Source organism: Anaerosporobacter sp. (genome assembly GCF_031551385.1).
Taxonomy (GTDB): Bacteria; Bacillota; Clostridia; order Lachnospirales; family Lachnospiraceae; genus Anaerosporobacter.
This window is the reverse complement of the sequence record NZ_JAVBNS010000032.1, coordinates 55,819-81,337: the sequence shown is the minus strand read 5'-3', so window position 1 is coordinate 81,337 and position 25,519 is coordinate 55,819. Positions and strand designations below refer to the sequence as shown.

Below are 25,519 nucleotides of genomic sequence, written 5' to 3'. Positions count from 1 at the left end.
GCAAGCTATATCCCTCGTATTCTTTGACTTGGAACGGCGACATGTTTTACTTTTTAGCTTTCTATGCTATAATTAGGAAATGCTGAGATGACAGCACTGTTATCTCAAACGATAATAACATTTTATAGAAAGGATTTAGCCCCAAGACAAAAGATACGTCTTGAGGTGTGGTGTAAATATGATTTGTAAAATTTGTGGTCGCCATATTGAAAATGAAAACGCTAATTTCTGTGAAAATTGCGGTGAATCATTAAGAGCATATAATGGATTTGACTATCAGGAATCTGTTAATCCAATCCCTGTCGCTCCTGTAGAACCAACTAAGGAACCTTCAAAGGAAATCTCATTTAAAACATTTTTAGGTATTATGTTGCTACAGATTATTCCTGTCTGTGGCTGGTTTATCTATGTTGTTGTTTTATTTACATGGGCATTCGGCAATAAACAAAGCCAAACACATAAAAACTTTGCGAAAGCGTCATTAATAATGACATTACTATCACTATTAGCTGCTCTCTATCTTTTACCTTCTCTACTACAAGCAATGTAATTAAATTATAGAAGAGAACCCTTGTAAATTATACCTTTCCTAGAGTATAATAAATCTACTGTAAGTATGAACAAACAATACATGAAATTAGGAGTGAAACTATGAGTAAAATAAGAACACGATTTGCACCAAGCCCAACTGGTAGAATGCATGTCGGTAATTTAAGAACTGCATTATATGCATATTTGATTGCAAAACATGAAGACGGAGATTTCCTTCTTAGAATTGAAGATACAGACCAAGAACGTTATGTTGAAGGTGCTCTTGAGATTATCTACAAAACACTTCAAGGAACTGGTCTTATTCATGATGAAGGTCCTGATAAAGATGGTGGTTGCGGCCCATATGTTCAAAGTGAACGTCAAGCACAAGGTCTTTACCTTGAATACGCAAAACAATTAATCGAAAAAGGAGAAGCTTACTACTGCTTCTGTACAAAAGAACGTCTTGAAAGTCTTAGAAGCGTTGTTTCTGAAGAAGAAAGCAAAGAGATTTCTCAATATGACAAACATTGCCTTCACTTATCAAAAGAAGAAGTGGAAGCGAACTTAGCTGCCGGTATACCTTATGTTATCCGCCAAAACAATCCAACAGAAGGTACTACATCTTTCAATGATGTTATCTTCGGTGAGATTACTGTTGATAATACAGAACTTGACGACATGATTTTAATTAAATCCGATGGATATCCAACTTACAACTTTGCTAATGTTGTAGATGACCATTTAATGAATATTACTCATGTTGTACGTGGTAACGAATATTTATCTTCTACCCCAAAATACAACCGTTTATATGGAGCTTTTGGTTGGGATGTTCCTGTATATATTCACTGTCCAATTATTACAAACGAAGAACATAAGAAACTAAGTAAACGTAGTGGTCATTCTTCATTTGAAGATTTAATTGAACAAGGTTTTGTAACAGAAGCAATTGTAAACTATGTAGCTTTACTTGGTTGGAGTCCTTCTTCCAACGAAGAAATCTTCACCCTTGATGAACTTATTAAAGAGTTTGATTACCATCACATTAACAAATCCCCAGCCGTTTTTGATATGGGCAAGTTAAAATGGATGAATGGTGAGTATATTAAGAATATGGATTTTGATGCATATTACGAATTAGCTCTTCCAGCAATTCAAGAAGTAATCAAGAAAGACCTTGATCTTAAATATATTGCGGAATTAGTTAAAACTCGAATTGAGACATTCCAAGATATTAAAGACCATATCGATTTCTTAGAAGAGTATCCTGATTATGATATCGCTATGTTTTCTCATAAGAAAATGAAAACTAACTCTGAGAATTCAAAAGAAGTTCTTGATGAAATCTTACCGATTTTAGAAGCTCACGAGGATTATTCCGTTGCTTCTCTTGAAGAAGTAATTATGAATTACATTCAAGGTAAAGGCATTAAAAACGGACAAGGTTTATGGCCTATCAGAACCGCTGTTTCTGGTAAGCAATCTACTCCAGGTGGAGCATATGAGATTATGCAGATTCTTGGTAAAGAGGAATCTTTAAGACGTATCCGCATCAGTATCGAAAAACTTACTGCTGCATTATAGATTGCATTAAATGATGATGCCAATTTGAGCAACGTTCAAATTGGCATCACTATTCTAAAATAATAACATTGTATTATTCCGAATTAGAAAGGACTTATATTACTTATGAAGTTTAATGCTTCTCAACTAAAAGCAATTCAACATAAAAATGGTCCTATGCTTGTTCTTGCTGGACCTGGTTCAGGAAAAACTGCTGTTATTACGCACCGAACCAAATATCTAATTGAAGAATGTGGCATCAATCCTCTTAACATTCTAGTTATTACATTCACAAAAGCTGCTGCCACAGAAATGAAACAACGTTTTCAACATCTTATGAATCAAGTACACGCTCCTGTTTGTTTTGGCACATTTCATTCCATCTTCTTCACTATATTAAAATACGCATATAACTACTCTTCTGCTAATATTATCTCTGAAGAAGCTCGTCTTTCCTTTTTCCGCTCTATTATTGCACATCTGAATATTGAAATTGACGACGAGAAAGAATTTATTGCAAGTATCTCAAATGAAATTAGTCTTGTTAAAGGTGACATGCTCTCTCTTGAGCATTACTATTCCATTAACTGTTCCGAAGATATCTTTAAGAAAATCTTTACCGCATATGAGAATAAATTACGTAACGAAAATTTAATTGATTTTGATGACATGTTAGTCTTTTGCTACGAACTTTTAAAAGAACGTCCTGATATTCTTGCTCTATGGCAAAAGAAATTTGAGTATGTCCTAATCGATGAGTTTCAAGATATCAACCGTGTTCAATATGAGATTATTAAGCTTCTCAGTTTACCCGAAAACAATTTATTCATTGTTGGTGATGATGATCAATCCATTTACCGTTTTCGTGGTGCTAAACCTGAGATTATGTTGAATTTCCAAAAAGACTATCCAAGTGCTGAACAAGTACTTCTGAATATAAATTATCGTTCTTCATCAAATATCGTAAAATACGCTGGTCGTGTTATTAAGAATAACAAAAATAGATTCCCAAAGGCTATTGATGCTAATCGAAGTTCCGGGCCTGAACCTATGATTAAAACATTTAACGATCTTGTTGAGGAAAACACCGAAATAATTACTGCCATACGTCACTATCACGAACAAGGTATCCCTTACAACGAAATGGCTGTCTTATTCCGCACGAGTACTGGGCCTCGTGCCCTCGTCAACAAACTGATGGAGTTCAATATTCCTTTTCGAATGAAGGATGCTCTTCCTAATATCTATGAACATTGGATTGCAAAAAATCTGATTGCTTACATTAAAATTGCACTAGGTAGTCGAGAACGCAATCTTTTCTTACAGATTGCAAACAGACCAAAACGTTATTTAGCAAGAGACATCTTCGATTCTCCTACTGTTGACTTAGAATACCTAAAAGGTACTTTCAGTGATAAAGAATGGATGCTAGACCGTATTCTTAAACTTGAATATGACTTGACTATGTTACAAAAGATGAATCCCTATGCTGCAATTAACTATATTCGAAAAGCAATTGCTTACGAAGAATATCTTCAAGACTATGCTACATTTCGCAGAATTAAAGTTGAAGAACTTCTTGATGTACTAGACGAACTTCAAGAAGCCGCAAAACCATTTGCAACCTATGACGAATGGTTTCATCACATTGCCACATATTCAGCAGAACTACAAGAGCAACTTCGTGACCGCAAACAGGTAAACTACAATAGCGTTAACTTATCAACTATGCATAGTTCAAAAGGGCTTGAATATACTACTGTGTTCATCCTAGATGCCAATGAAGGAATTACCCCTCATAATAAAGCACTCTCTGATGCTGATGTCGAAGAGGAACGACGTATGTTTTACGTTGCCATGACTCGTGCCAAACAATATCTTCACATCTATTCGGTTAAGGAACGCTATAACAAGCAACTCTCTGTCTCTCGTTTTGTTGGTGAACTGCTTGTTGATTGTGCTGATTTAAAAGAGCAGGCACGTATTGAACATAAGTCTTACGGCAAAGGAACTATTATTAAGAATACGGACGGAAAGCTAATTATCTACTTTGATAAACTTCATAAAGAGCGTGTACTTGATCTTAATTTCTGTATTGGGAATCATTTGATTAAAGTTATTGAGGATTAATAAAACCCTTCTTTACTAAAAGTATTTTACTTTTGAAGAAAATTTCTATAAATCAAAATAGTCACTGAAAATTATATCTACTTTAAAGTAACATAATTTTCAGTGACTATTTTATCTCTAATTCCATAGTTCAAATACATAGGATATACTCGCAAAACGCAATACATCTCCTGTCTTTATTAACATCTTCGAATGAGGTTGAATATTTTCCTCATTAACAAACGTACCATTTGTCGATCCCATATCCGTAATGTAGAATTCCTTCTCTTCCTGCGTTATCTTTGCATGGATACGGCTGATTGTTGATTCCTCAATAACAGCATCCATTCCTTCTGTCATTTTACCAATATAGAAAGGAAACTCTTGTATTCTTAATTTCTTATATGTATTCTCTTTCGGAATTAAAGCATAAGTTAATGCGGTTGCTTTTCTATTTGACGCATTATATACCTCTTCATCAACTTCTACACTACTGCACTCTGTTAAGATAGAAAGTAACTGCGTACATTCATATAAATCCTCGGTACGATCCCTCTTATCATCGAATTCTTCTTTCTGATAGTCCTCTATCTCTATTGTAACTTTCTTTTCTAAAGGATTTTCCTGATAGTATTCCCCTCCGATTTCAGGTTGCTTAATATATTCTACCACTGGTACTAACTTCTCTATCTTTCTCTCCTTCGCGAACATCTTACTGCTAATATATGCTGTTAGCGATGCCATAATCAGAACAACTGCTGCTAATTTCTTTAATTCCAACCCTTGAATAACGGAATATATAATTACAATCAGCATAACGACTGCCGTTGCTCCAACTACAAAGTAGCTTTGCATAGAATACTTACTTACCAATTTCTCATCTTCCTGCCGAACCTCCATAATAGGTCTTGGAACTAACTGCTTTCTTGTTAATTCAACGGTATCTTCCTTTTCTTTATTCGAAGGATTTGCTGTCGTCTTCTCATAAAATACAGCTCGAAGTGTATCAATAGACGCCTCCTTTTTTCTACTCTCATGATACATGGCATACACCAATAATACTGCTCTTTCCTCTTCATAATCCACAGCATCCATTAATGCCTCAGACATCCTATTCATCTGTCCAAGAATATCTTCACCATAATATATGTAATATAAAAAGCTATACTTATTACTTCCCAATTCAAAATAGATGAACTCCGGTGAAAACACTAGATTCTTCTCATCTAATAAATATTCCGCACAAATGTCTATTGCATTAAACATAGAACGATACAACTGCTCGCAATCTTTATAGTTCAACGTTCTTCTTTCCATCCAATCCGATACGACTTGCTTACCCGTTATATCATAGGCATATTTTATAACTTCGTTTAAAGCACTTGTCTGAATATCTAGCAGATAAGGTATCTTATTATGACGAAGCATTCTTATCTCATACCGCTCTTCCTGAATACTATCCTTTTCACCGTTCTCCTTTTGATTCTCTACTATAACATAGTTTCGATATGTCTCTCTTTTATATTCTGCCTTCAGCTCCATTACTCCACTCCCTTAATAATGTCTCTTAATCTCTTTATGCATTGCTCTCCCATCTCGCTTCCTTCTACCAAGTCGGATAACACAGTAAGCTTCCTTACAAATTCACTTGGCGAGAATACATCTACCTTTGCACGCTGAGAATAGTTCAGTCTTTCTTCCCCTAGTAATATACGAACAGAGGCAAATGGAATGTTCACTGCACACTCTATACTAGCGGATACTGTTGTACAGGTTATCGTAACTTTAGGTTGGTCAACTGTCGTTATTAGCAATCGACTTTTTAATTTATCTAATAAACGTTGCGTATATAGCCCATTCTCAAGCGAATAGTCACTAGCAATAAAGAAGAATATTCCTCTATCATTAATATGAGCATAACTAATATGCTCTCCTCCTGATTCTATTGGATATTTTGCTGCTATATTACATTCAAGCACTATTTCATCAATTGCTTGGTGTATCGCAAGCGAATCATGTAGATACATTCCTGCATATATAATCGAAAAGATAACATACATTACAATTGGAAATATCATGGACATCTCCACAGTCATACTTCCCTTGCAAAAAACTACACCTCTACGTTCTATGCTACACCGCATTCTAACCATGAATCCATACCCCTAGATACCCAATAAATATAAACGGCACGAATGCTATTACATAATCCTTTTTTACTTTCTTTATCACTAATAGCAATCCCGACCATATCGCACTTAATGTCAGTGCATATAATAGTAAAATTCCAACTCTTTCAAACCCAAGATACGCACCAAGTATTATAACTAGTAAGCCATCTCCAATACCTATCTTTTGTCTCGTAATATAGCTAACACCTACTAATGCAACTCCCACTAATATGCCACCTATTAACGATACTATTGCTATCGGTCGGTATAGTATATAATTAATAATCACTATTCCCGCTGCCACCCCTAATAACAAATTTGATACTTGCTTTCTCTTACAGTCCATAACTGCGATTCCTCCTAATAAACAAGTAAGTATTAACTTTATCATTACTTCCATACTATCCCCCCTTACTGTTTTCCACATCGTGTACATGCTCGTCGATTACCAACTTCTGACCGCTTAATTACATTTATCGTTCTCTTTAATCCACTACAATTTGCATTACAGTGATAACGGTTTCCTTGTTTTGTAATATAATAATACTCTTGTTTTTTGCTATCTGGTTTACATATTTCACACACATAATACTTAGCTCCAAATGAATTTCTTTGTGCATCCAGAGTACTCTGCGCAATTTTGCTTATCGATAGTACAAGATGGGTGCAATCTTTGCTTTCATGATATACCGTTCCGGTTTCCGTAATATACACACAATCATCATCGCTTGTCTCTTCCTCTTCACCCACACATCGTAATCCAACGAATACTCTAACCTTGGCTTTTTGCGTAACCAAAAAATCATCTATAATTACTAAACCAATTGGTAGATGTATCTTATACTGCAAGGTAATCTCTGCTATGTTATTCTCTATATCATAAGATGATAGCAAGAAATTCAATCCTTGCATCCCACCTACAATGCACGAGTGGTTAATTACCTCTCGCTCTACTTCTTCTGCAAACTTTCCTTGCATTAATCCACTTGTAATTAAATATGTTGCCACTTCTTGCATATTTGTTGTTGAACGATTCGTATCGTCTTTTTTACTTTGTTTTTCCAAACTACTATTTACTTCTACAGAGTTTTCTGTATCTACATCATAATTAATTATATAATCATGCACATATCCTATCTTTTCACAATATCTTGCTGTCTGTAATAGTCCTTGCTGTATTTCTTCTTGTACATATAACACTTGCATCAAAAATATAAATACATACATTGCGAATATAAAAATCGGTAGCACCAATGCAGCTTCAACTGTTATAGATGCTCTTAATAATTTATTCTTCATATAACAAAAGGTATAGAGGGATGTTCTTTCTTCTAAAATGTGATTATCAACCATATCTCACTGGAATTTGCTTGAAGAGAGTTTCCTTTATTTTGCTAGATAGGGATTTCTAGCGTATGGTTCTTAATATAGAATTGGTTAAATGTAATGAATATTTTGAATTTAGAAGTGGGGACTAGATGACTAGTCAAAATAGATAAAAATTAGAAGAACTAGAAGAAAGAACATCCCTCTATACCCTTATCTACCTCCTTTTATAATAGAATTTTTTAGTTTTATTGATTAATAAGCATCTATATTTTTTATTTCAAATGAATAATACCCTTCCGTTTCTCCTAATACCCGCTTCATAAATGGAAATGTTATAAATTGTTCTGGCAATTTCATATATGCCAATACTTCCATTCCAAAAAGGCAATCGGATAAACAGAATCTTAAACCTAACACCTTCTGCATATTCATCTGTATCATATCCATAGAACGATAACAGTTTTTCTTAGTTCCATTTAGTATTAAAAACAGACGTAGGTAATCACCATATGCAAATGTTTCTATTCCTCCATTATCCTTTGAATACTTACTTGCCAACTGAGCAATCTTATCTTTGCTCATTGTTATTAAATGATTATAGCTAACTTTAAATGTTTCCTTTGACTTAATAAAAGGTACATATCGCCCCTCTAGTAATGCATAGGTATCTACAAGTGCTTCTGCCATCGCCCAAACAAGCAAGATAACTGCCTTAACTAACTTTATCAATGGCATTAAACAGGAAAAACCTACTAGTGCTGTTGCCGTCGCATAAGCAGATGCATTCATCCCCTTATCGGTATAGACATATACAAAATTCATTAAAGTCCGTATCAACACAATCTTTGTTGCTACACTACTTAGATTTTCTTTATCCGTCTTATGCCCTGATATAATATATTCAAGTTCATACTGTAATTCTGCATTCTTCTTACTATTATTTTCGTTACTCTCGTCTTCGTTATTCTCATTTTCTTTGCTCTCCTTGTTATTCTGCAAGCTCTCTTTTTCTTGTTGTGTGTATTCCTTAAAAAAATCCATTTGGTATTGATTTAACAGCAATCGTTCTACCAAATCGTTAATTGTGCTATTGTCTACCACGAACATATTCGTAATATCCGAACTATACTGATTGTCTTTGCAGCTCTCTAATATACTTTCGCAATCCTTTTCCTTTCCATTCGTTTGAATACTTCCTATTACAGATGGCAGATTCTCCATCTCCAAGCTTCCTTGTGAGATTGCATTACTATCTTCCATAACAAGACTTAAAATCCCCTCCGTAAACAGACTCCATATGTGATTAACAGGACTCTCTACATCTGCCTTAATTACAAGAGTTGAATAGTCAAATTTAAGATTTGATACCTGATACCCTGTTAATACATTCTTACAAGATTGCAGTCTTCTCTTCCACTCTTTCATCACTTCTGACTCACTATTAATCGAATAGATATTAGTCGAGTAAACAACCTCTAAGATGTCTTTGTTTTTTATTAATATAGGTCGCATAGCTATTGCACTTGAAGCAGACAAGGAATTACTATTTTCCTGCATTCCTACATATTCTTTCATCTCTACAAGCTCTTCCTCAAATTCCTTATATGTGTCCTCATTTAATACCTCTCTTTTTCCTTCCAATATTTTTTCATAGGAATTAATATCTTGCGAAATTTCTTTACTTTTATCTTCTATTTTTGCAATCGTAATCAAGGAGTCCTCTATCTTCTTGCTTGTAGTAATTATCACTTCATCCCTATATTCTTTAGATTTTTTCAAATCAGCTACATACTTATCCCTCGTCATCTCCTCCTCTTGAATTTGCTGTGACACATGAGAAATTGATTTCTCTAATTCTTCCGTAGACACTTCTTCTGATTCCAAATTTTCTTGAGCGATTTCTTGGCCCTCTAAGCTTTTCTTTTCCTCAAGACGATTCTTTTCTTTTTGTAACTCTTCTATTGCTTCATTACACGCTATCACCTTATCACTGCATTTAATATCATTTTCTATCACAGATGCAATGTTATAATATTTACTTGCTAAAGAGCTATATACGATTTCTTTATTAATTCCAACAGTATCTCTAGATGCCGTTTTTGCAATAATTCTCTTTGCAAATATATTCTTAACCTCTATACTTCCCCCTTTTGTGACACAAATTCCATCTCCGTCCGTATTAATTCCTTCTACCTGAGTCATCAGTTTTAGCATGTCCTTACTCAGCTCTCCCAATGATTCCTGTGTCTCCAGCTTCTTCTTCATTACCTCCGATGTATCCTCTGAAGATTCATACAGCTTCCATCGTTCTAAAACCGACTTAATAATTTCTTCTGGAGCACTATATTTCATAAAGGACAGTACCTCATTCAAAAACAACTCCCCATTATAATCCGTAAGCATAGCGACATTATCTATACGCATAGAATCAAGCTTTATTCCTTGAAGTTCATCTTCCATGTATGTTTTTATACTCTCTATGATTTGCTCTTCTATTGTCTTGTCTGCTCTATCACTTAAATTGTAGCCAAACAATCGGTACGTATCATATAGTTCTCGTTGGTAGAGAGAATATACGGAATCAACACCCATGGTCAAAGCGGATCTCCCAATGCCTTTTGCTCCATAAATTCTAGCTGATTCCAACATCGTACATAGGATGGATACTACAAGTAGTAATATCAATGTTAGATATACTGTTATACTTGCCTGCTTACTATAGTGTATTAGTTTTTCCCGTTGCTTTCTTGAATAATTCACTGATAAATTTTTCAACCTCCCCTTTGAACAAAACAACTAACGCAATTAATATAATAATGATTAACACTAGTTCAACAATTCCAAGACCATCTTCTTCCTTTATAAATCCCTTTACTATGTTCTGTATCTCTTTCTTCAAAGTTTCTTCACCGTCCTTTTACATCTGCATAAACGCAGGTAGCATAATAACCATCAACACAATAAGTAACATCAAAACCATAGGCCCTAATAATTTCGTTCCAGCTTCTTCCCCAAGCCGTTTTGCCACCTCTTTTCTTTCCTCAAATGCTTGTATTGCCTCGTATTCTAGTAGTTGTAATAAATCAGCTGTACCTTTTTTTACATTTTGTACAAGCAATGAACTTAATTTCATATACGGAATTAACTGTATTCTTCTCCCAAAGCGATCATATGCCTCTGTTTCTGCAATTCCATTTTGAATTTCGCTATATGCAATCATCATCTCTTCATATACATAACGTTTTTGCACAGCTCTCGTTTTACTCAAATTTCTTTTCTTCCCATTTCCTTCTTTTAATTCTTTCTTACACCTCGCCTCGTATTCTAATGACATCTTGCCCCATGCATTCTTAATTGTCATACCTGCTCCCACAAGTAATACCAGTTTATTAATAACCTCTGGATAATCAAGAAGCATCTGCATCTCTCTTTTTTTCTTTTCTTTCTTCATCTGCGAATAGCCACTTACACCAATACATATCACTGCTACAACTCCAAGTAGATTCAATATATAGTCATCTTTCCTTTGATATTCAGAATACGTTAGTCTCTGATTATCAATTGCATTCGGAAGCTCAAGATATTCACTTTCTGGGTTTTTTACTTGCCTATTATAGATTTCCTCTTCCAACTGCAAGAGAAGTCTCTCTTCCTTCGTCTTCTCTTCTGGGAAAATCACAATATTAATTGGATACAACTTCTTTGTATCATAGTAACTTAGAGTTGCTGTCATTGTAATTACTTCTCCTTCTGTTGCCTCCTCACTAATTGTAATTTTACCGTCACTACTTACAATTCCTTTCTTATCAAAATCCCATGAAACCATAACTTGCAAATCAGGAATCTTTCTAATTAAAGATAATTGCTTCGTAACATGTTCATAGGAATCATTCTCTCCTATAACCATTTCATCAAGATATTGCATAGCTTGCATCATAATATGTTCAATGTTTTCTTCTTTTGTATAATGTCTCTCTTGCAATTTAATCTCTACTTCTTTTTTTATATTATCCATATCAATATTAAGCGCAACTTTTGTTTCTTCCTCGCCATAGTATGGTCTTTTCACATAATAGGAATGTTGTATTTGACTTGTCTTTGATAAACCAATAAGAATAGATAGAATAGTTATGCAGATTGTTAAGAATAAAATAATAGATATTTGCTTACATAGGTATAGATTTGTTTTTTTCTTCGCATCTTCCCTTGCATGAATACACTGTATCGATGTATATACTTTTTGATAGAATTTTTCTCCTATCTTAAGGCGACATATATTATGTATTATAAATAAACTAGATGGATACAGACAAAATAGCGTTCTCTCACTATCTTGTATTTCCTCGGCTGTTTTACGAATCTCTTCTTTTTGATATCTTGAGGTCGCTAGTATAAACAGCAACAAACTTACGATAACACTAATATTTATTATTAGAATAGACAGACCTCCTTCTTATTACTCTCATAACCACTTAAATCTCAATGGCTAGAATATGATTCATTAACCAAAAACTTATGCTATATAGAATTAAAGAAACGGTCATTACTAATCCTCCTGCTATATTATGATATAAGGGATTCAAAAAGTTTGGCGAAGAGATTTTCATATATATAATCATTCCGATTGGTATAATTCCCATAATATTCGCCTCGAATTTTTTAGCGGACATCATCGTAACAACTTCTCTTGTCACCTCAACTTTATCCCCTATCATTCTACTTGTAGAACGCAAAATCTTAATCAAATCCCCACCGGTCCTTTTTGCTATTGCAAACACTTCGGACAAGCTCTTAATATCATCAATCGTACTCCGCTTTGCAAACTCTCCTACCGCATGCTCAACAGGCACATTCATCTGTATTTGATACACGATATACTCAAACTCTTTGATAATCATAGCCTCTTCTTTGTATAATAGTTTAAGATCTTTTATCGCCTGTATAAATGCATTCTCAACCGAATAACCAATACTTAGTGCTGCTACCAATGCTTGAACTCCCTCACGGAATTGCAGTGTTAACTCCCATTTTCTCTCTCTACATCTTTTTTCACAACACTGCCTTACATAAATACATACAAGCGGACTTCCTATTGCAATCATTATTATACTCTGGTAAAAAATCCACAGAACAATACTTAGTATTAACAGCCCTTGAACAGAGCATTTCACCTTCTCCTCCTTGTCCATAGCATAGATACTATAATCAATTAAGCTCCATTGCTTCTCTTTCATTGTATCATTATCAACTCCTTGCTACCTCAACCTCTTGTCCAAAAATTTGTAGACCAGCTCGTTGCAACTTTTCTATATTGATAAGTGGACTGTTTGTCCTTTCTAATTTTCCAAGCTCTCTTTGCGACTTCTCCACTTCTATATCTTCATCCAGCCTAAATTGATATAACGAATTTATCACAATTTCACCTTCCGATACCTCTAGTATTTCACTTATCTCAAGAACCTTTCTTGACTTATCTCGTAGTCTTCCAAGATGAACAATAATATCTATTGCAGAACTAATTTGCTTTCGAATTGCTTGCACCGGCATATCTACACCTTGCAAAACAAGCACTTCCAGTCGATTAAGCATATCTTTCACCGAGTTTGCATGTCCTGTTGACAGACTTCCATCATGCCCTGTATTATATGCTGCTAATAGATCAATTGCCGCCGAATCACGTATCTCGCCTACAACAATTCTGTCTGGACGCATTCTCAAACTGGATTTAATTAAGTCACGAATCGTAATTTCGTTTTTTCCCTCCACATTTGCATTCCTACATTCCAATCGTACAATATTCGCTACTCCTCGAATTTGTAACTCTGCCGAATCCTCTATTGTTATAATTCTCTCATCTTCTGGTATGTAATTTGATAATGCATTCAAAAATGTTGTCTTTCCAGAACCCGTCCCTCCCGATATGAATATATTATATTTGGCTTCTACTAATATCTGAAGAAACTGTGCCACCTCCTTTGTTAACGCTCCAAACCCAATTAGCTCTTCCATTGTAATCGGCTTATCAGGGAATTTACGAATGGTAAGAATTGGCCCATCTAATGCAATTGGTGGTAATACTACATTTACTCTTGAGCCATCTTGCAGTCTAGCATCAACAATTGGCGATGATTCATTAACGATACGATTTGTTCCCGAAACAATTGTTTGAATTACATCTTGAAGGCGATTGTCAGATTCAAATTCTTGTTCCCATCGCGTTATCACTCCCATTCTCTCGATAAATATATTCTTTGCACCATTAATCATAATTTCTGTAATTGTACTGTCCTCTACTAATTCTTGTAATACATCTAGCTTTCGCAAAGAGTTAAACAGCTCTTTTCGCAACGTTATCTTCTGCTCAATCGTAATAAATGTATTCTCACTAAAACTTAGTATCTCACTATCAATAAGTTTTACTAACTGCTCATCTTCTAACTCTCTCTGAGATGTAATCCTGTTGATAATATTCTGCTTTACTTCCCTCCTTATTTCTGATAGATTGTTTCCTTCATCAACTTCACTTTTTTTCATTTAATAACCATGCCTTTCTCATAGCCTGTACACGTTGGGTTGTCAGCACCAATCTATACACACATTCCTACAATTTCTAAGCAGTTATCCACAACCCTAATTATTTATTAACGTTTCTATGTACATATCCAATTGATTGTCTTTAAATATAATCTCATGAAAATCCTTATAGTCAAATTGATTCGTATCGATAAATGGTAGTTCCTTGACCTCCTCTTTGCTAATAATTCCTCTTGCCATAAGCATATCCAACAACATCTGATTCTGCGTATTATGACGCTCTATCGTTGCTTGTTCTATATAAATCGCATCTGATTTTCTTAATAGCCCCTCTTCCATTGCTGAAATCTGTTTCATACAAATAATTGCCTTTGTGCAAGAAAATTCCTCCCTCGCCTCTTCAATTATACAGTCCATATCCACTATCTCCATTGTGTGTAAGTCTAGATAGTGATCCACCTGCGGAATATATATGATATCTCCTAACATCCGAAAAGCTTGGCTTGCACTCAAAACCTGTTTTGCTCCTTGGCGATAGTAATACAGGATATCACTTAGTCCCTTTTGCTCTTCTTCCCATAGGATTTTTTCTAAACAGCAGCATGGATTGAGGTTTATATATAATATCTTTTCTTCTTTGCTCATATATCTTGCGATTGTTAATGCAATAACTGCCGTACTAACAGAACCTGTAGGTGACAATATACTTATAATTTGATTATCCTTTTTCTCTTTTTCTTTTTGCAGTGGACTATGAGTATTAGTCAGTAATCTTTTATCCATATAATCAAGAATATTTTTTGCAGATTGATATTTATAAATACTTCCCTCTCTATCAGCATCGTCTTTCTCTTCTGCGAGTTCAAGTATCGGAATATCTGCCTTAGCGAGCTCTTCATTTACTACAGAAGCTACGGATTGCCCTATAATAGCAATATTTACTCTGTTTGTTCGAACATAAGCAAGAAACTTCTGAACATCGGTAAATACTTGTATCTCATCTATTTCTTTCTTATTTGCTCTAATATAGCTAGATAATGCGGTTGCATAGGCGACGTCCTTATCCAGAATCACAAAGCATTTAATAATATAACGCACCTCCAATTACTAAAATTGTACTTAATAAAATAGGCAATGAAAAATGAATCACATTTTTTTGATTTGCCAACATACCTTTATAGGGAACTACTTTTTTTGAATAACATGATTGAGTAATATATTCTGCAAGAGATTGCAATTGAATAAAAAAGATTTTATGGTGAACTAATTTAATGATAGAAAAAATGCCCGCTATTATAAATGCTAGGACAATAATCTGTACCCCTTGCTTTATTCCTACAAAACAGCAAATTAAAGCAAATACTTTTCCGTCCCCTGCACCAATAGCACGGATATAATAGATTGGCAAAAACATAATACAAACAAAAATAAACACACACAAACACTGTAACATGGATAAATAAGACCCTTTAAGGAATAAAAAGAAAAAACGGATACTCAAACCACTTAGAATAAGTTTGTTTGAAATTCGATATGCCTTGAAATCAGACATTGTTGCAATTACTAAAAGAATAATTAGAATTGTAGATTCTATGATTTATAAATCACCTCCACACGAGTTCCCTATGTGTTATCTACATTCCATATATTACCTTCTATTTCATATTTTGTCAACCGTTTTTTGTAAATTTTTTTAATTTATTTAAACTTTGCAAAAAAGATATCTTTGCATCGACACCAATTCAAATATTTCCCAAATTAGCCTAGCACTGAATTTTATATTGGAACGTATTTATTCTATCTTTCTCCCTATCCCCTCACATTATAATAAACCATAATTGCATATAACATAAATATTCCTGGCATACCTAATAAGCCGATAGAGGCTATATTAATTTCATTTATTCCTGGTACTTGCTTTACTCCGAAGTTTACCAACACGCTATTGATACAATATAGTAAAATAACTCCTAACAAACCTCGAAATACAAAGTTAGCTAGCCACTCTGTCTTTTTAAAAAAAATTGCTAATAGTATAATTGCTAAACCAATTCCTATAATAATTATGTATGTTAATTTCTCCATACCTACCTCCAACATTCCCAAACAAGTCCTTCTACTTAAATATATTATCTTTTTCCAAATTTATTCAAATAATTAGTATAAAATTACAACTTTGATACTATAATATATAGAGTAGTAATTTACTCAATTATGATGTCATTTAAAGGTAGGTGTAAGAATTGAAAAAGAAATCAAAATTGAGACGTAAAGAAGAAGAACTTCTGCGTCTTGAGCTTAGTAAAGCAAAATTAGCATTAGAAGCTGCCTATTCTAATTTTGAGAATGTTGTTGATCCTGATTTGATAGATTGCTACATCTATGAAGTAAATGCAGTACAAAAGAGGTACAAGTATTTGCTAAAGCAAGCAAAGCAATTATCAGACAACGAGATGACAGAGCAAATTATATAAATAAATTATAACTTAAAAGAACATCGTTCGAAATAATCACACACATTCGAAAACGCCTCGGACAAGAGTCTGAGGCGCTTTCTTAGCATACATATTTTATTCAAAGAGACTGTTTTGTCTCAAGAATAACGACTTTAGTTATTACTTCAATACAACTATCGAATAAGGAGGCATATTCACTATATCTCCTTCAAGCGTAACCGCTGCTCCATCTGTAGATAAATATCCTCGAATTCCTTCTGTGTTTAGTCCAGAATCCTTTAATGATACATTTGCTGCTTCTTCTGAAACATTATATAAAATCGCAACACTGCTATCTCCATAAGTTCTTGTAATTGCAGCGATATCTCCTTGATTAAGAGCATCAATTACCTGTGTTGTTCCTCGTGCAATTTCAGGGTTTTCATTTCTAAGACGAACTGCACGTTTATAATAATTATAGAGTGACATCGGGTCATCCACTTGGTCTTCATAAGTACCAAAATTATGTGTTACTGTCTCCATTTCTTTCGGTCCAGCTGTCATTCCTGTTACATCTGTTGTTGACCAATACATAGGTGCACGCTTGTTTTCATCACGTCCACTACCACTCATTCCCAGCTCTTCTCCATAATAGATAAAGCTATTGCCTGCCATCATAAGATTCATTCCTGCTGCCATCTTTATCTTATCAATTTTATAATTAAAATATCCTGCTGCTCTTGCTGTATCGTGATTTGAGAAAAATGAAGCATCAATCATATTTTCATTAAAAGAACGGAATTTATCCTGTACTGTAACCATCGCTCTACCAAAACTGCTACCAGAATTATTATCTCCTGTGTAGTTTAGTGTTGTAACAATTTTTCCTTGTTCTTGTGCAAATGGGAAGTTAAACAAGCTATCAATTCCACTTGCATAGTATTGAGACATCGTTCCAAATGAATCCCAAACTTCTGCTACTAGATAATTATCTGGGTTTAATCCCTTCACATAATCCGTAACCCACTTTAATATCTCAACGTTCTTTTCCGTATTCCCAGAATAGAATTCTTTCGCTGCATCAAGACGGAATCCACCTACGCCCATGTCTAACCAATACTTCATAATCGTTTCAAGTTCTGTCCTTAAATTCGCATCCGCAAGATTTAAGTCTGGCATCTGATCCCAGAAAACGCCCTCATAATACCAATCACCCTGTCCCGTAGAGTAATACTTACCACTTGCTGGTTTTCCCTCAGCAAAATTATAGTAACCACAATACGGATTATGTTCTCTACAAAGCCCTTCCACGTTACAAGTTTTCTGTCCACATGGCTCAATACCTAAGCTCTTAACCGCAGATTTAAACCACTCATTCTGCGTAGAAGTATGATTAATAACAAAGTCAATAATAACCTTAATACCACGCTTATCACACTCTGCAATTAAATTCTTAAAATCCTCTAACGATCCATACTCCGAATCAATACCATAATAATCAATCACATCATACTTATGATACGTAGTCGAAGGCATCATCGGCATTAACCAAATCCCATTAATACCAAGATCCGTATCCGTCGAATCATCCCCATCATTCAGATAATCCAACTTCGAAATCAACCCATTAATATCACCAATTCCATCACCGTTACTGTCATAGTAAGAATAAAGAAAAACTTCATAATACGTACGGTAAATGTCATCAATTACATTAAGCTCTTGGTTGTAGATATACTCAACATAGTTGTTTACATCTAAAGAATCCTCTGCTGTATTTTCTGAAGCATCGTTTTGATTTACTTCCAATCCCGCATCATCTTTTGCATCTGAACCGTTACTAGCAGTTTTATTATCCTGCACACTGTTTGTATCTACACTATTACCATCCGCCGTATTCTTGCTAGACGTTGAGGAGCAACTACAGCATACTAACATACAGATTATAAGCACAATTGAAATTCTCTTTTTATTGTTCATATCTTGCCCCATTTCTTTTTATATTCTTAAAAAAACTTTCATAGCATAAAAGCCAGCAAAAAGACTTCCATCTTCCCGCCAGCCTCAAAGCCACTTACTCTATTAAATTTGAATGCTAAAAGGTTGCGAATAATCTCTGCCAAAATTCTCAACAACCTTTATTCATTCCAAATCCTTGCTGTACTTATGTATCAACAACACGAAACACTCTTACCTAACTGATACTACTTCTAAATCAAAAGCCTTGCCGTACTTGTGTATCAACAACCTAGCCATGCAAAACTTCACAACCTATCCTTGCGTGTTTGCTACCGTACTCTAGCTAAAAAACGATAGCGAAACACCTTAGAACCTCTTAGTGTGTACCTCAACAACCTAGGAAGGCGAGGCATAGACGCCGAGCCAGTCCGAGCTGAGGCAGGATGCCGAATCGAGGACGTTTCCGCAACATACTAACATCGTTCCCATACACACTTAGAAGTTCTTAGGTGTGTAGCGTGTTTTGTGCTAGAGTACGGCAGCAAACACGCTCGATAAAACTCCCAAGTTTTGCATTACACCACTTAATCATACACAAGTACTTCAATAATTTTAACCCTTAACTGAACCGCCAGTCGCACCTTCCACATAATACTTTTGCATACAGATAAACAATGCTGCAATAGGAATGGATACAAGAACCGAACCAGCTGCATATCTTGTAAACCATTGGCTGATAAACTCTCTCTCTAACATCTTGAACAAACCAAGAGCAACGGTATATTTATCATAATTATCACCCATGATAACACTTACGAAGATGTAGTCTAACCAAGGTCCCATAAAACTAGTTAATACTGTATAAACAATAATCGATTTAGAAAGAGGTATTGTTAATTTCGTAAATACCTGCCATTTTGTTGCTCCATCAATCCAAGCCGCTTCATCAATTGCTTTTGGAACGGTATCAAAGAAACCTTTTGCAACATAGAATCCAAGACCTGCACCACCTGAATAAACAAGAACTAATGCTACAAGTGATTGTGTTAAGCCGATACCTTTTAAGATATAATATACAGCGATCATTGACATAAATCCTGGGAACATACCAAGAATTAATGCAATATTCATGTATGGTTTTCTCATCTTAAATCGAAGTCTTGACATTACATAAGAAGTTGCTAATACATAAAATGTTGAGATTGCACAAGAGAAAACCGCTACAATAAATGTATTTGCAAACCATTTTGCAAAGTAAAATTGATTTGTCTCTGTGAACAATCGCTTGTAATTATTAAGCGTAAATCCTTTTGGAATAAAATACGGTGTATACGTACCTGACTCAGCACGGAATGAAGTTAATACAACCCAAACAATTGGGATTAACCAAATTACCGATAAAACGATGAGGACAAGATACGAGGAAAAATTAGCCAACTTTTTAGCTTGTGACATTGATCTGGTTTTTTTACTCATTATTGGAAATCCTCCTCACTCTTATAAGCTGATGTTCTTCTGTATGCAATAAGTGAAAGTGTTGCAGATAGAACAAATACCAAGATACCAATTGTTGCTGCGAACGAGTAATCCTTACGGTTAACTGTCAGCTTATACAACCATGTAACAAGTAAGTCTGTCTTACCCGCTTGGTAATAATCCAGCGACGATGGTCCACCTCCTGATAGCAGGAATATAACATTGAAGTTATTGATGTTACCTATAAATTGTTGAATTAGGTATGGACCTGTAACAAATAATACATATGGTAATGTAATTTTTACAAACATAACAATTGGTGTTGCACCATCAATCTTCGCAGATTCATAGATATCTTCTGGAATATTCATAAGTACACCAGTTGTAATTAACATCGAATATGGAACACCAATCCATATATTAACGACAATAACAGTAACTCTCGCCCATGCTGCCTGCGATAAAAACGGAATATATGATGATATTAAACCTGCACTTTGTAGCATACCATTAATTGGGCCTTGATCTGCAAGCATATTTTTCATAATTAGTAATGATACGAATTGTGGTACTGCAATAGATAATACGAAAATAGTTCTCCACAACCCTTTAAATTTAACACCTTTACGGTTAATGAGCATTGCTAACATCATTCCAAACACATAGTTAAGTCCTGTAGCAAAAACTGCCCATATAAGTGTCCAGCCAAGTACTGGCCAGAATGTTTTAGAAATTGTTTGACCTGAGAATAATACGGTTTTAAAGTTTGCAAGCCCAACCCAAGTAAATAGATTTCCTGGAGGTTGATGTGTATTGTCAAAGTTGGTGAATGCAATTAAAATCATGAATACTAACGGTAATATTGTAAATAGTAATACTCCCATCATTGGGAAGAATAATAACGTTTTATGTAGCTTCGCATCAAAATGAGCTTTGATATCATCAATAAAAGTAGGTAATTTTTCACCTTTTTCTTTTATTTTTTGTGCCTCATATGCTGCTTTTACATTTGCTTTCCATGCAACAAAAAACGCTACTAAGAGAAATATTGCAACAACTCCATACAGTAAGATTAACATAGAATTATCACCAGAAATAATCTGTACATATGGTGGTTTTGCTAAGATTACTTGTTCTTGTGTCTTTGTTCCAAGATTTTGAAGTCCTGCTAAAGCAGTTACACCTGCCATAACCATGTAAAATATAAATCCAAGTTCCATTGAAAGAAAAATTAAACCTTTGATAATTTGACCTCTAACAAGGTTTGATAATCCCATTATAAAAAACGATAGTTTAGTGAAGACATCGCCTTCCTTAAACGCGCGGCCAATGAACTTAAAAACATTATCAGACTTAATTTTGTTATTCTTGTTCACAATTTTGCCTCCCTTATCTCTTGATAAAATATGCTATGCTAATAGATTCTTTATTCCAATCAAGCATCCGCTATCCATGCAACGGATACTTGATTTAGAATAGTTTATAAAACTTAATTACTTAAAACCCCTCATCACTTGGGTATTTAGTTTAATGTAGCAAGAATATTGTTAACGAAGTCATCTAATTTTGATTGTAAATTATCTGCTGTAATAGATCCATCCATTAATCCTGTACCAAATGCTTCAGCTGGTGACCAGTAGTTTCCACATTGAGGAATTGAAGTTTGAACAGTTGCATATTGAGCTTGTGCTGACATTGCTGCTAATGCTTGGTTAGAAGACATTGCTGCTGTGTCGTTTGCTAAGTTTGCATTTGTTGGACCGTAGCTGTATTTTTCAAAACGAGTTTTTTGACAAGTTTCGCTTGTTAAGTATTCTGCTAATGCCATTGCTGCTGTTGGGTTAGCTGTTTGAGAGTTAACACCATATAATTTAAAGTTAGCCATACCACCTAATTGAACTACTTCACCGTTTGACAATGTAATAGTTGGAAGTGGAGCTGTACCGAAGTTATCACCTAAAGAAGTTTTGATTGCATCAGCATTCCAAGTACCATTTACTGTTGCACCAAGTGTACCAGCTTCAAAAGCTGCTAATAATAAACCGTCATCATGGTTAGCAAATTTTGCGTTTTTAGCAAGATTCATTAAGTATTCACCAACTAATAAACCTCTATCGTTGTTGAAATCACATAATGTAGCATCTGTTCCGTCTGCTCCGAATAATGTACATCCAGCGCCAAAGAAGAATGCTGATAAATACCAACCGTTGTCGATATCATAAGAGAAGTTTGTTACTCCACTACCTAAATCTTTTGCTAACATAGCATCAAGAGATTTTACGTCTTCATCAGAGTATTTGCTCTTGTCATAGTACATGAAATATGTATCAGAAGATGATGGGTATGCATATAATTGTCCATCAACAGTACAAGCATCAATTGAAGATTCTGTATTGTTAGCTGTTACTACATCTGCATTCATAGCTACTGGGAATAATGCACCAGCTTGAACTAATTCAGCAATTTGGTCAGAAGCGAATGTAAATACATCTGCTGCTACTGAAGGATCTTTTAATACTTCACTCTTAGCATCTGCTTCAGAAACTACACCAAATTCGATTTGGATATTATCATTTGGGTAAAGAGCTTTAAAGTCTTCACACATTGCTTGAATTGTTTCTTGTTGTTCTTGAGGGCCCCATACTTTTAATGTTGCGTCGCCTAGTGTAACTGTTTCATCAGATGTTGTTGCCTCATCTGGTGTTGTTGTAGCATCTTCTGTTTTTGTATCATCAGTTTTTGCTGCATTCTCAGTTGTTACTTCTGTATCTGCTTTTTTGTTGTTTTTGTTGTCGTTTTTTCCACAAGCAGTTAAGCATGATAATGCTAATACAGTAGTTAATGCTAAAGCGATAAGTTTTTTCCCTTTTCTCATAATTTCTACCTCTTTCTCCTTTTTTCTAACCTTATTGGCTAATGATTTATGCTGTAATAGAAAAGCCTAACTCTTCCCTATTACATGACTCCCAGAAAAAACAGTTTCTGTCTTCTCTGGTGTCATGAATAAAATATGCTTTGCATATTCATTCCGATAGTAATGTGTAACCTTATTTCACGTTCCAGATATCAACTGCATAGTCATGAATTGTTCTATCACTTGAGAATTTACCTGCATTCGCTGTGTTGATGAAACATTTTCTTCTGAATTCATATGTATCAGAATAGTCGCTGTTTGCTTGTAATTTTGCATCAACATAAGATAGTAAATCTTCGAATAAGTAGTAGTTATCTGCTTTGTGCCAGCTTGCACCTTCTAATAAAGAATCATATAATTCTTTGAACATTCCTGTTCCTTCATCATCAAATGTACCGTCGATTAATGTGTCAACCACTCTCTTAATTCTTGGGTTTGATTTATAAATAGCTTTTGGATTATAGCTGTCTTTAATCTTTTCAATATCTTCCACTCTTGCACCAAAGATATAGTTGTTTTCTTCTCCAGCTTGTTGAACGATTTCTACATTTGCACCGTCATATGTTCCAAGAGTAACTGCACCATTTAACATGAACTTCATGTTACCAGTACCAGATGCCTCTGTACCTGCTGTTGAGATTTGTTCTGAGATATCTGCTGCTGGAGTAATCATTTCCGCATACGATACGTTGTAGTTATGAACAAATACTACTTGAAGTTTATCATTTACTTCTTTATCTTCTGAAATCATCTTTCCAATTTCATTGATGAACTTAATAATACCTTTTGCTCTGAAATATCCTGGAGCTGCTTTTGCACCAAAGATAAATGCAGTTGGATTAAAGTTTTTGATTCTTCCTTCTTTTAATCCGTAGTAGATATCTAGGATAGAGAATGCATTTAATAATTGTCTCTTATATTCATGTAATCTCTTAACTTGAATATCAAAGATAAATTCTGGATCAACTTCAATTCCTTCTTGTTTCTTGATGTAATCAGCAAGTTGACGTTTCTTAATGTTTTTGATATCACCAAATTGTTTGATTACTGCTTTATCATCTTTGAATTTCTCTAAGTCTTTTAATTTATCAAGATCTGTAATCCATGAGTTACCAATCTTGTCTGTAATGAATCCAGATAACTCCATGTTTGCAAGAGCTAACCAACGACGTTGTGTAATACCATTTGTTTTGTTATTGAAACGTTCTGGATAGATTTCATACCATTCATGTAATGCATCATTTTTAAGAATTTCTGTATGAATCCAAGCAACACCGTTTGTTGAATGACTTGCATAGATTGCTAAACGAGCCATATGAATCAAATCATTTTCATCGATAATGTAATATTTCTTTTGATCTTTTTCTTTGATTCCAAGTGCAGTTAAATCTTTTAATAATGCTTTGTGAATCATAACAACATATTTGTATACGTTAGGAATTACTGCTTTAAATAATTTTACCCACCATTTTTCAAGCGCTTCTGCCATAACGGTATGGTTTGTATAAGCAAATGTTTCTTTCGCAATCTTAAATGCTTTCGCGAATGTCATTCCCTCTTGTTCCATGAATAAACGGATTAATTCAGGGATTGCTACTACTGGATGCGTATCATTTAATTGGATTGCATACTCGCTTGAGAAGTGACTGAAATCGTTACCGAAAACGGTTTTATACTTTCTTATCACATCTTGTAACGATGCACTTGAGAAGAAATATTGTTGTTTTAATCGTAATCTCTTACCTGCATCTGTATTATCGTTTGGATATAATACGTTCGTAATTGCTTCTGCATCAATTCTATCTTTTACTGATTTTTCGTATTTTGAATCGTTAAATGCTTCAAAGTTAAAGCTTTCTAATGCTTCTGCTTGCCATAAACGAAGTGTGTTCACTGTTTTTGCACCATAACCAATAACAGGTGTATCATATGGTACTGCATATACAGATTGATTTTTGAATTCAATAAGAATCTTTTCTTCTTCTCTTCTTACTGACCATGGATCTCCACATCTTAACCAGTCATCTGCTGTTTCCATTTGGAATCCATCTTCAAAGTATTGTTTAAATAAACCGTATTTATAACGTAAACCATAACCGTTCAATCTAACGTTAATTGTTGCTCCTGAATCAAGGAAACATGCTGCAAGTCTTCCAAGACCACCGTTACCAAGTGCTGCATCTTCGATTTCTTCAAAGATACGAATATCGATATTGTTTTCACTCATTAATTCAGAAAACTGATTTAATAAACCAAGGTTTAATAAGTTGTTATATACTAATCTTCCGATTAAGAATTCAGCTGATAAGTAACACACTTTCTTACCTTCTGCTTCAATTCCTTCTTCTGGATTTACAGTTTGCATCGCAGCTTTTGATACTGCATTATATAATTGAATTGTAGTTGCTTCTTTGATTGTAGTTGAATAATCAAGTTCAAGTATTGTTTTTACATTTGATTTAAAATTACTCACGATTTACTCCTCCTTAGCATTT

The 25,519-nt window shown here is 34.5% G+C and carries 21 protein-coding genes; 4 read left to right on the top strand and 17 right to left on the bottom strand.

Annotation, left to right across the window (positions count from 1 at the left end):
* Positions 1-178: 178 nt before the first annotated feature.
* From RMR19_RS04125 to RMR19_RS04115, 3 genes are all read left to right on the top strand, one after another.
* Positions 179-550: a hypothetical protein gene (locus tag RMR19_RS04125; RefSeq protein ID WP_310602229.1), complete on the top strand. Its 372-nt coding sequence runs from the start codon at positions 179-181 to the stop codon at positions 548-550.
* 101 nt (positions 551-651) lie between these two features.
* Complete coding sequence (gene gltX, locus RMR19_RS04120) at positions 652-2,118, top strand: glutamate--tRNA ligase (protein WP_310602228.1); 1,467 nt, start codon at positions 652-654, stop codon at positions 2,116-2,118.
* A gap of 105 nt (positions 2,119-2,223) precedes the next feature.
* Positions 2,224-4,227: an ATP-dependent helicase gene (locus RMR19_RS04115; protein ID WP_310602227.1), complete on the top strand. Its 2,004-nt coding sequence runs from the start codon at positions 2,224-2,226 to the stop codon at positions 4,225-4,227.
* Positions 4,228-4,344: 117 nt separating this feature from the next.
* Here RMR19_RS04115 and RMR19_RS04110 read toward each other — a convergent pair whose 3' ends face one another.
* The 12 genes from RMR19_RS04110 to RMR19_RS04055 form a co-directional block, all read right to left on the bottom strand.
* Complete coding sequence (locus RMR19_RS04110; protein ID WP_310602226.1) at positions 4,345-5,748, bottom strand: DUF6382 domain-containing protein; 1,404 nt, start codon at positions 5,746-5,748, stop codon at positions 4,345-4,347.
* A complete protein-coding gene (locus RMR19_RS04105; RefSeq protein ID WP_310602225.1) occupies positions 5,748-6,359 on the bottom strand; it encodes a TadE family protein in 612 nt (203 codons plus the stop codon). The genes RMR19_RS04110 and RMR19_RS04105 overlap by 1 nt, the downstream gene beginning before the upstream one ends.
* Positions 6,352-6,777, bottom strand: coding sequence for a prepilin peptidase (locus RMR19_RS04100; RefSeq protein WP_310602224.1), 426 nt, complete (start codon positions 6,775-6,777; stop codon positions 6,352-6,354). Before RMR19_RS04100 ends, RMR19_RS04105 begins: the two co-directional genes overlap by 8 nt.
* 11 nt (positions 6,778-6,788) lie before the next feature.
* A complete protein-coding gene (locus tag RMR19_RS04095; protein WP_310602223.1) occupies positions 6,789-7,676 on the bottom strand; it encodes a TadE/TadG family type IV pilus assembly protein in 888 nt (295 codons plus the stop codon).
* Between the two features lie 282 nt (positions 7,677-7,958).
* Positions 7,959-10,466: a DUF5702 domain-containing protein gene (locus tag RMR19_RS04090; protein WP_310602222.1), complete on the bottom strand. Its 2,508-nt coding sequence runs from the start codon at positions 10,464-10,466 to the stop codon at positions 7,959-7,961.
* Positions 10,423-10,605, bottom strand: a complete 183-nt coding sequence (locus RMR19_RS04085) for a Flp1 family type IVb pilin (protein ID WP_310602221.1) — start codon at positions 10,603-10,605, stop codon at positions 10,423-10,425. The genes RMR19_RS04090 and RMR19_RS04085 overlap by 44 nt, the downstream gene beginning before the upstream one ends.
* An 18-nt stretch (positions 10,606-10,623) precedes the next feature.
* Positions 10,624-12,111, bottom strand: a complete 1,488-nt coding sequence (locus tag RMR19_RS04080; protein WP_310602220.1) for an immunoglobulin-like domain-containing protein — start codon at positions 12,109-12,111, stop codon at positions 10,624-10,626.
* A 67-nt stretch (positions 12,112-12,178) separates the two neighbouring features.
* Positions 12,179-12,940, bottom strand: a complete 762-nt coding sequence (locus RMR19_RS04075; RefSeq protein WP_310602219.1) for a type II secretion system F family protein — start codon at positions 12,938-12,940, stop codon at positions 12,179-12,181.
* Between the two features lie 10 nt (positions 12,941-12,950).
* Positions 12,951-14,240 (bottom strand): CpaF family protein, encoded by a 1,290-nt coding sequence (locus RMR19_RS04070; protein WP_310602218.1) that lies wholly within the window; start codon positions 14,238-14,240, stop codon positions 12,951-12,953.
* A 96-nt stretch (positions 14,241-14,336) separates the two neighbouring features.
* On the bottom strand, positions 14,337-15,314 hold the full coding sequence (locus RMR19_RS04065) for a hypothetical protein (protein WP_310602217.1): 978 nt from the start codon (positions 15,312-15,314) through the stop codon (positions 14,337-14,339).
* A 7-nt stretch (positions 15,315-15,321) separates the two neighbouring features.
* Positions 15,322-15,813 carry a prepilin peptidase gene (locus tag RMR19_RS04060; protein ID WP_310602236.1) on the bottom strand — a complete coding sequence of 164 codons (492 nt, stop codon included), beginning with the start codon at positions 15,811-15,813 and terminating at the stop codon, positions 15,322-15,324.
* Between the two features lie 236 nt (positions 15,814-16,049).
* Positions 16,050-16,325: a pro-sigmaK processing inhibitor BofA family protein gene (locus RMR19_RS04055; RefSeq protein ID WP_310602216.1), complete on the bottom strand. Its 276-nt coding sequence runs from the start codon at positions 16,323-16,325 to the stop codon at positions 16,050-16,052.
* Positions 16,326-16,483: 158 nt separating this feature from the next.
* Between RMR19_RS04055 and RMR19_RS04050 the strand changes: the two genes are divergently transcribed.
* A complete protein-coding gene (locus RMR19_RS04050; RefSeq protein ID WP_310602215.1) occupies positions 16,484-16,714 on the top strand; it encodes a YaaL family protein in 231 nt (76 codons plus the stop codon).
* 141 nt (positions 16,715-16,855) lie between these two features.
* On the opposite strand, the gene RMR19_RS04045 is transcribed toward RMR19_RS04050, so the two are convergent.
* From RMR19_RS04045 to RMR19_RS04025, 5 genes are all read right to left on the bottom strand, one after another.
* On the bottom strand, positions 16,856-18,655 hold the full coding sequence (locus RMR19_RS04045) for an alpha-amylase family glycosyl hydrolase (RefSeq protein ID WP_310602214.1): 1,800 nt from the start codon (positions 18,653-18,655) through the stop codon (positions 16,856-16,858).
* A gap of 591 nt (positions 18,656-19,246) precedes the next feature.
* The gene (locus tag RMR19_RS04040) at positions 19,247-20,110 is read right to left on the bottom strand and encodes a sugar ABC transporter permease (RefSeq protein WP_310602213.1); all 864 of its coding nucleotides are present in this window, start codon (positions 20,108-20,110) and stop codon (positions 19,247-19,249) included.
* A complete protein-coding gene (locus RMR19_RS04035; protein ID WP_310602212.1) occupies positions 20,110-21,486 on the bottom strand; it encodes a carbohydrate ABC transporter permease in 1,377 nt (458 codons plus the stop codon). The genes RMR19_RS04040 and RMR19_RS04035 overlap by 1 nt, the downstream gene beginning before the upstream one ends.
* Positions 21,487-21,632: 146 nt before the next feature.
* Positions 21,633-22,985, bottom strand: a complete 1,353-nt coding sequence (locus tag RMR19_RS04030; RefSeq protein WP_310602211.1) for an extracellular solute-binding protein — start codon at positions 22,983-22,985, stop codon at positions 21,633-21,635.
* A gap of 172 nt (positions 22,986-23,157) precedes the next feature.
* Positions 23,158-25,497, bottom strand: coding sequence for a glycogen/starch/alpha-glucan phosphorylase (locus tag RMR19_RS04025; protein ID WP_310602210.1), 2,340 nt, complete (start codon positions 25,495-25,497; stop codon positions 23,158-23,160).
* Between the last annotated feature and the right edge of the window lie 22 nt (positions 25,498-25,519).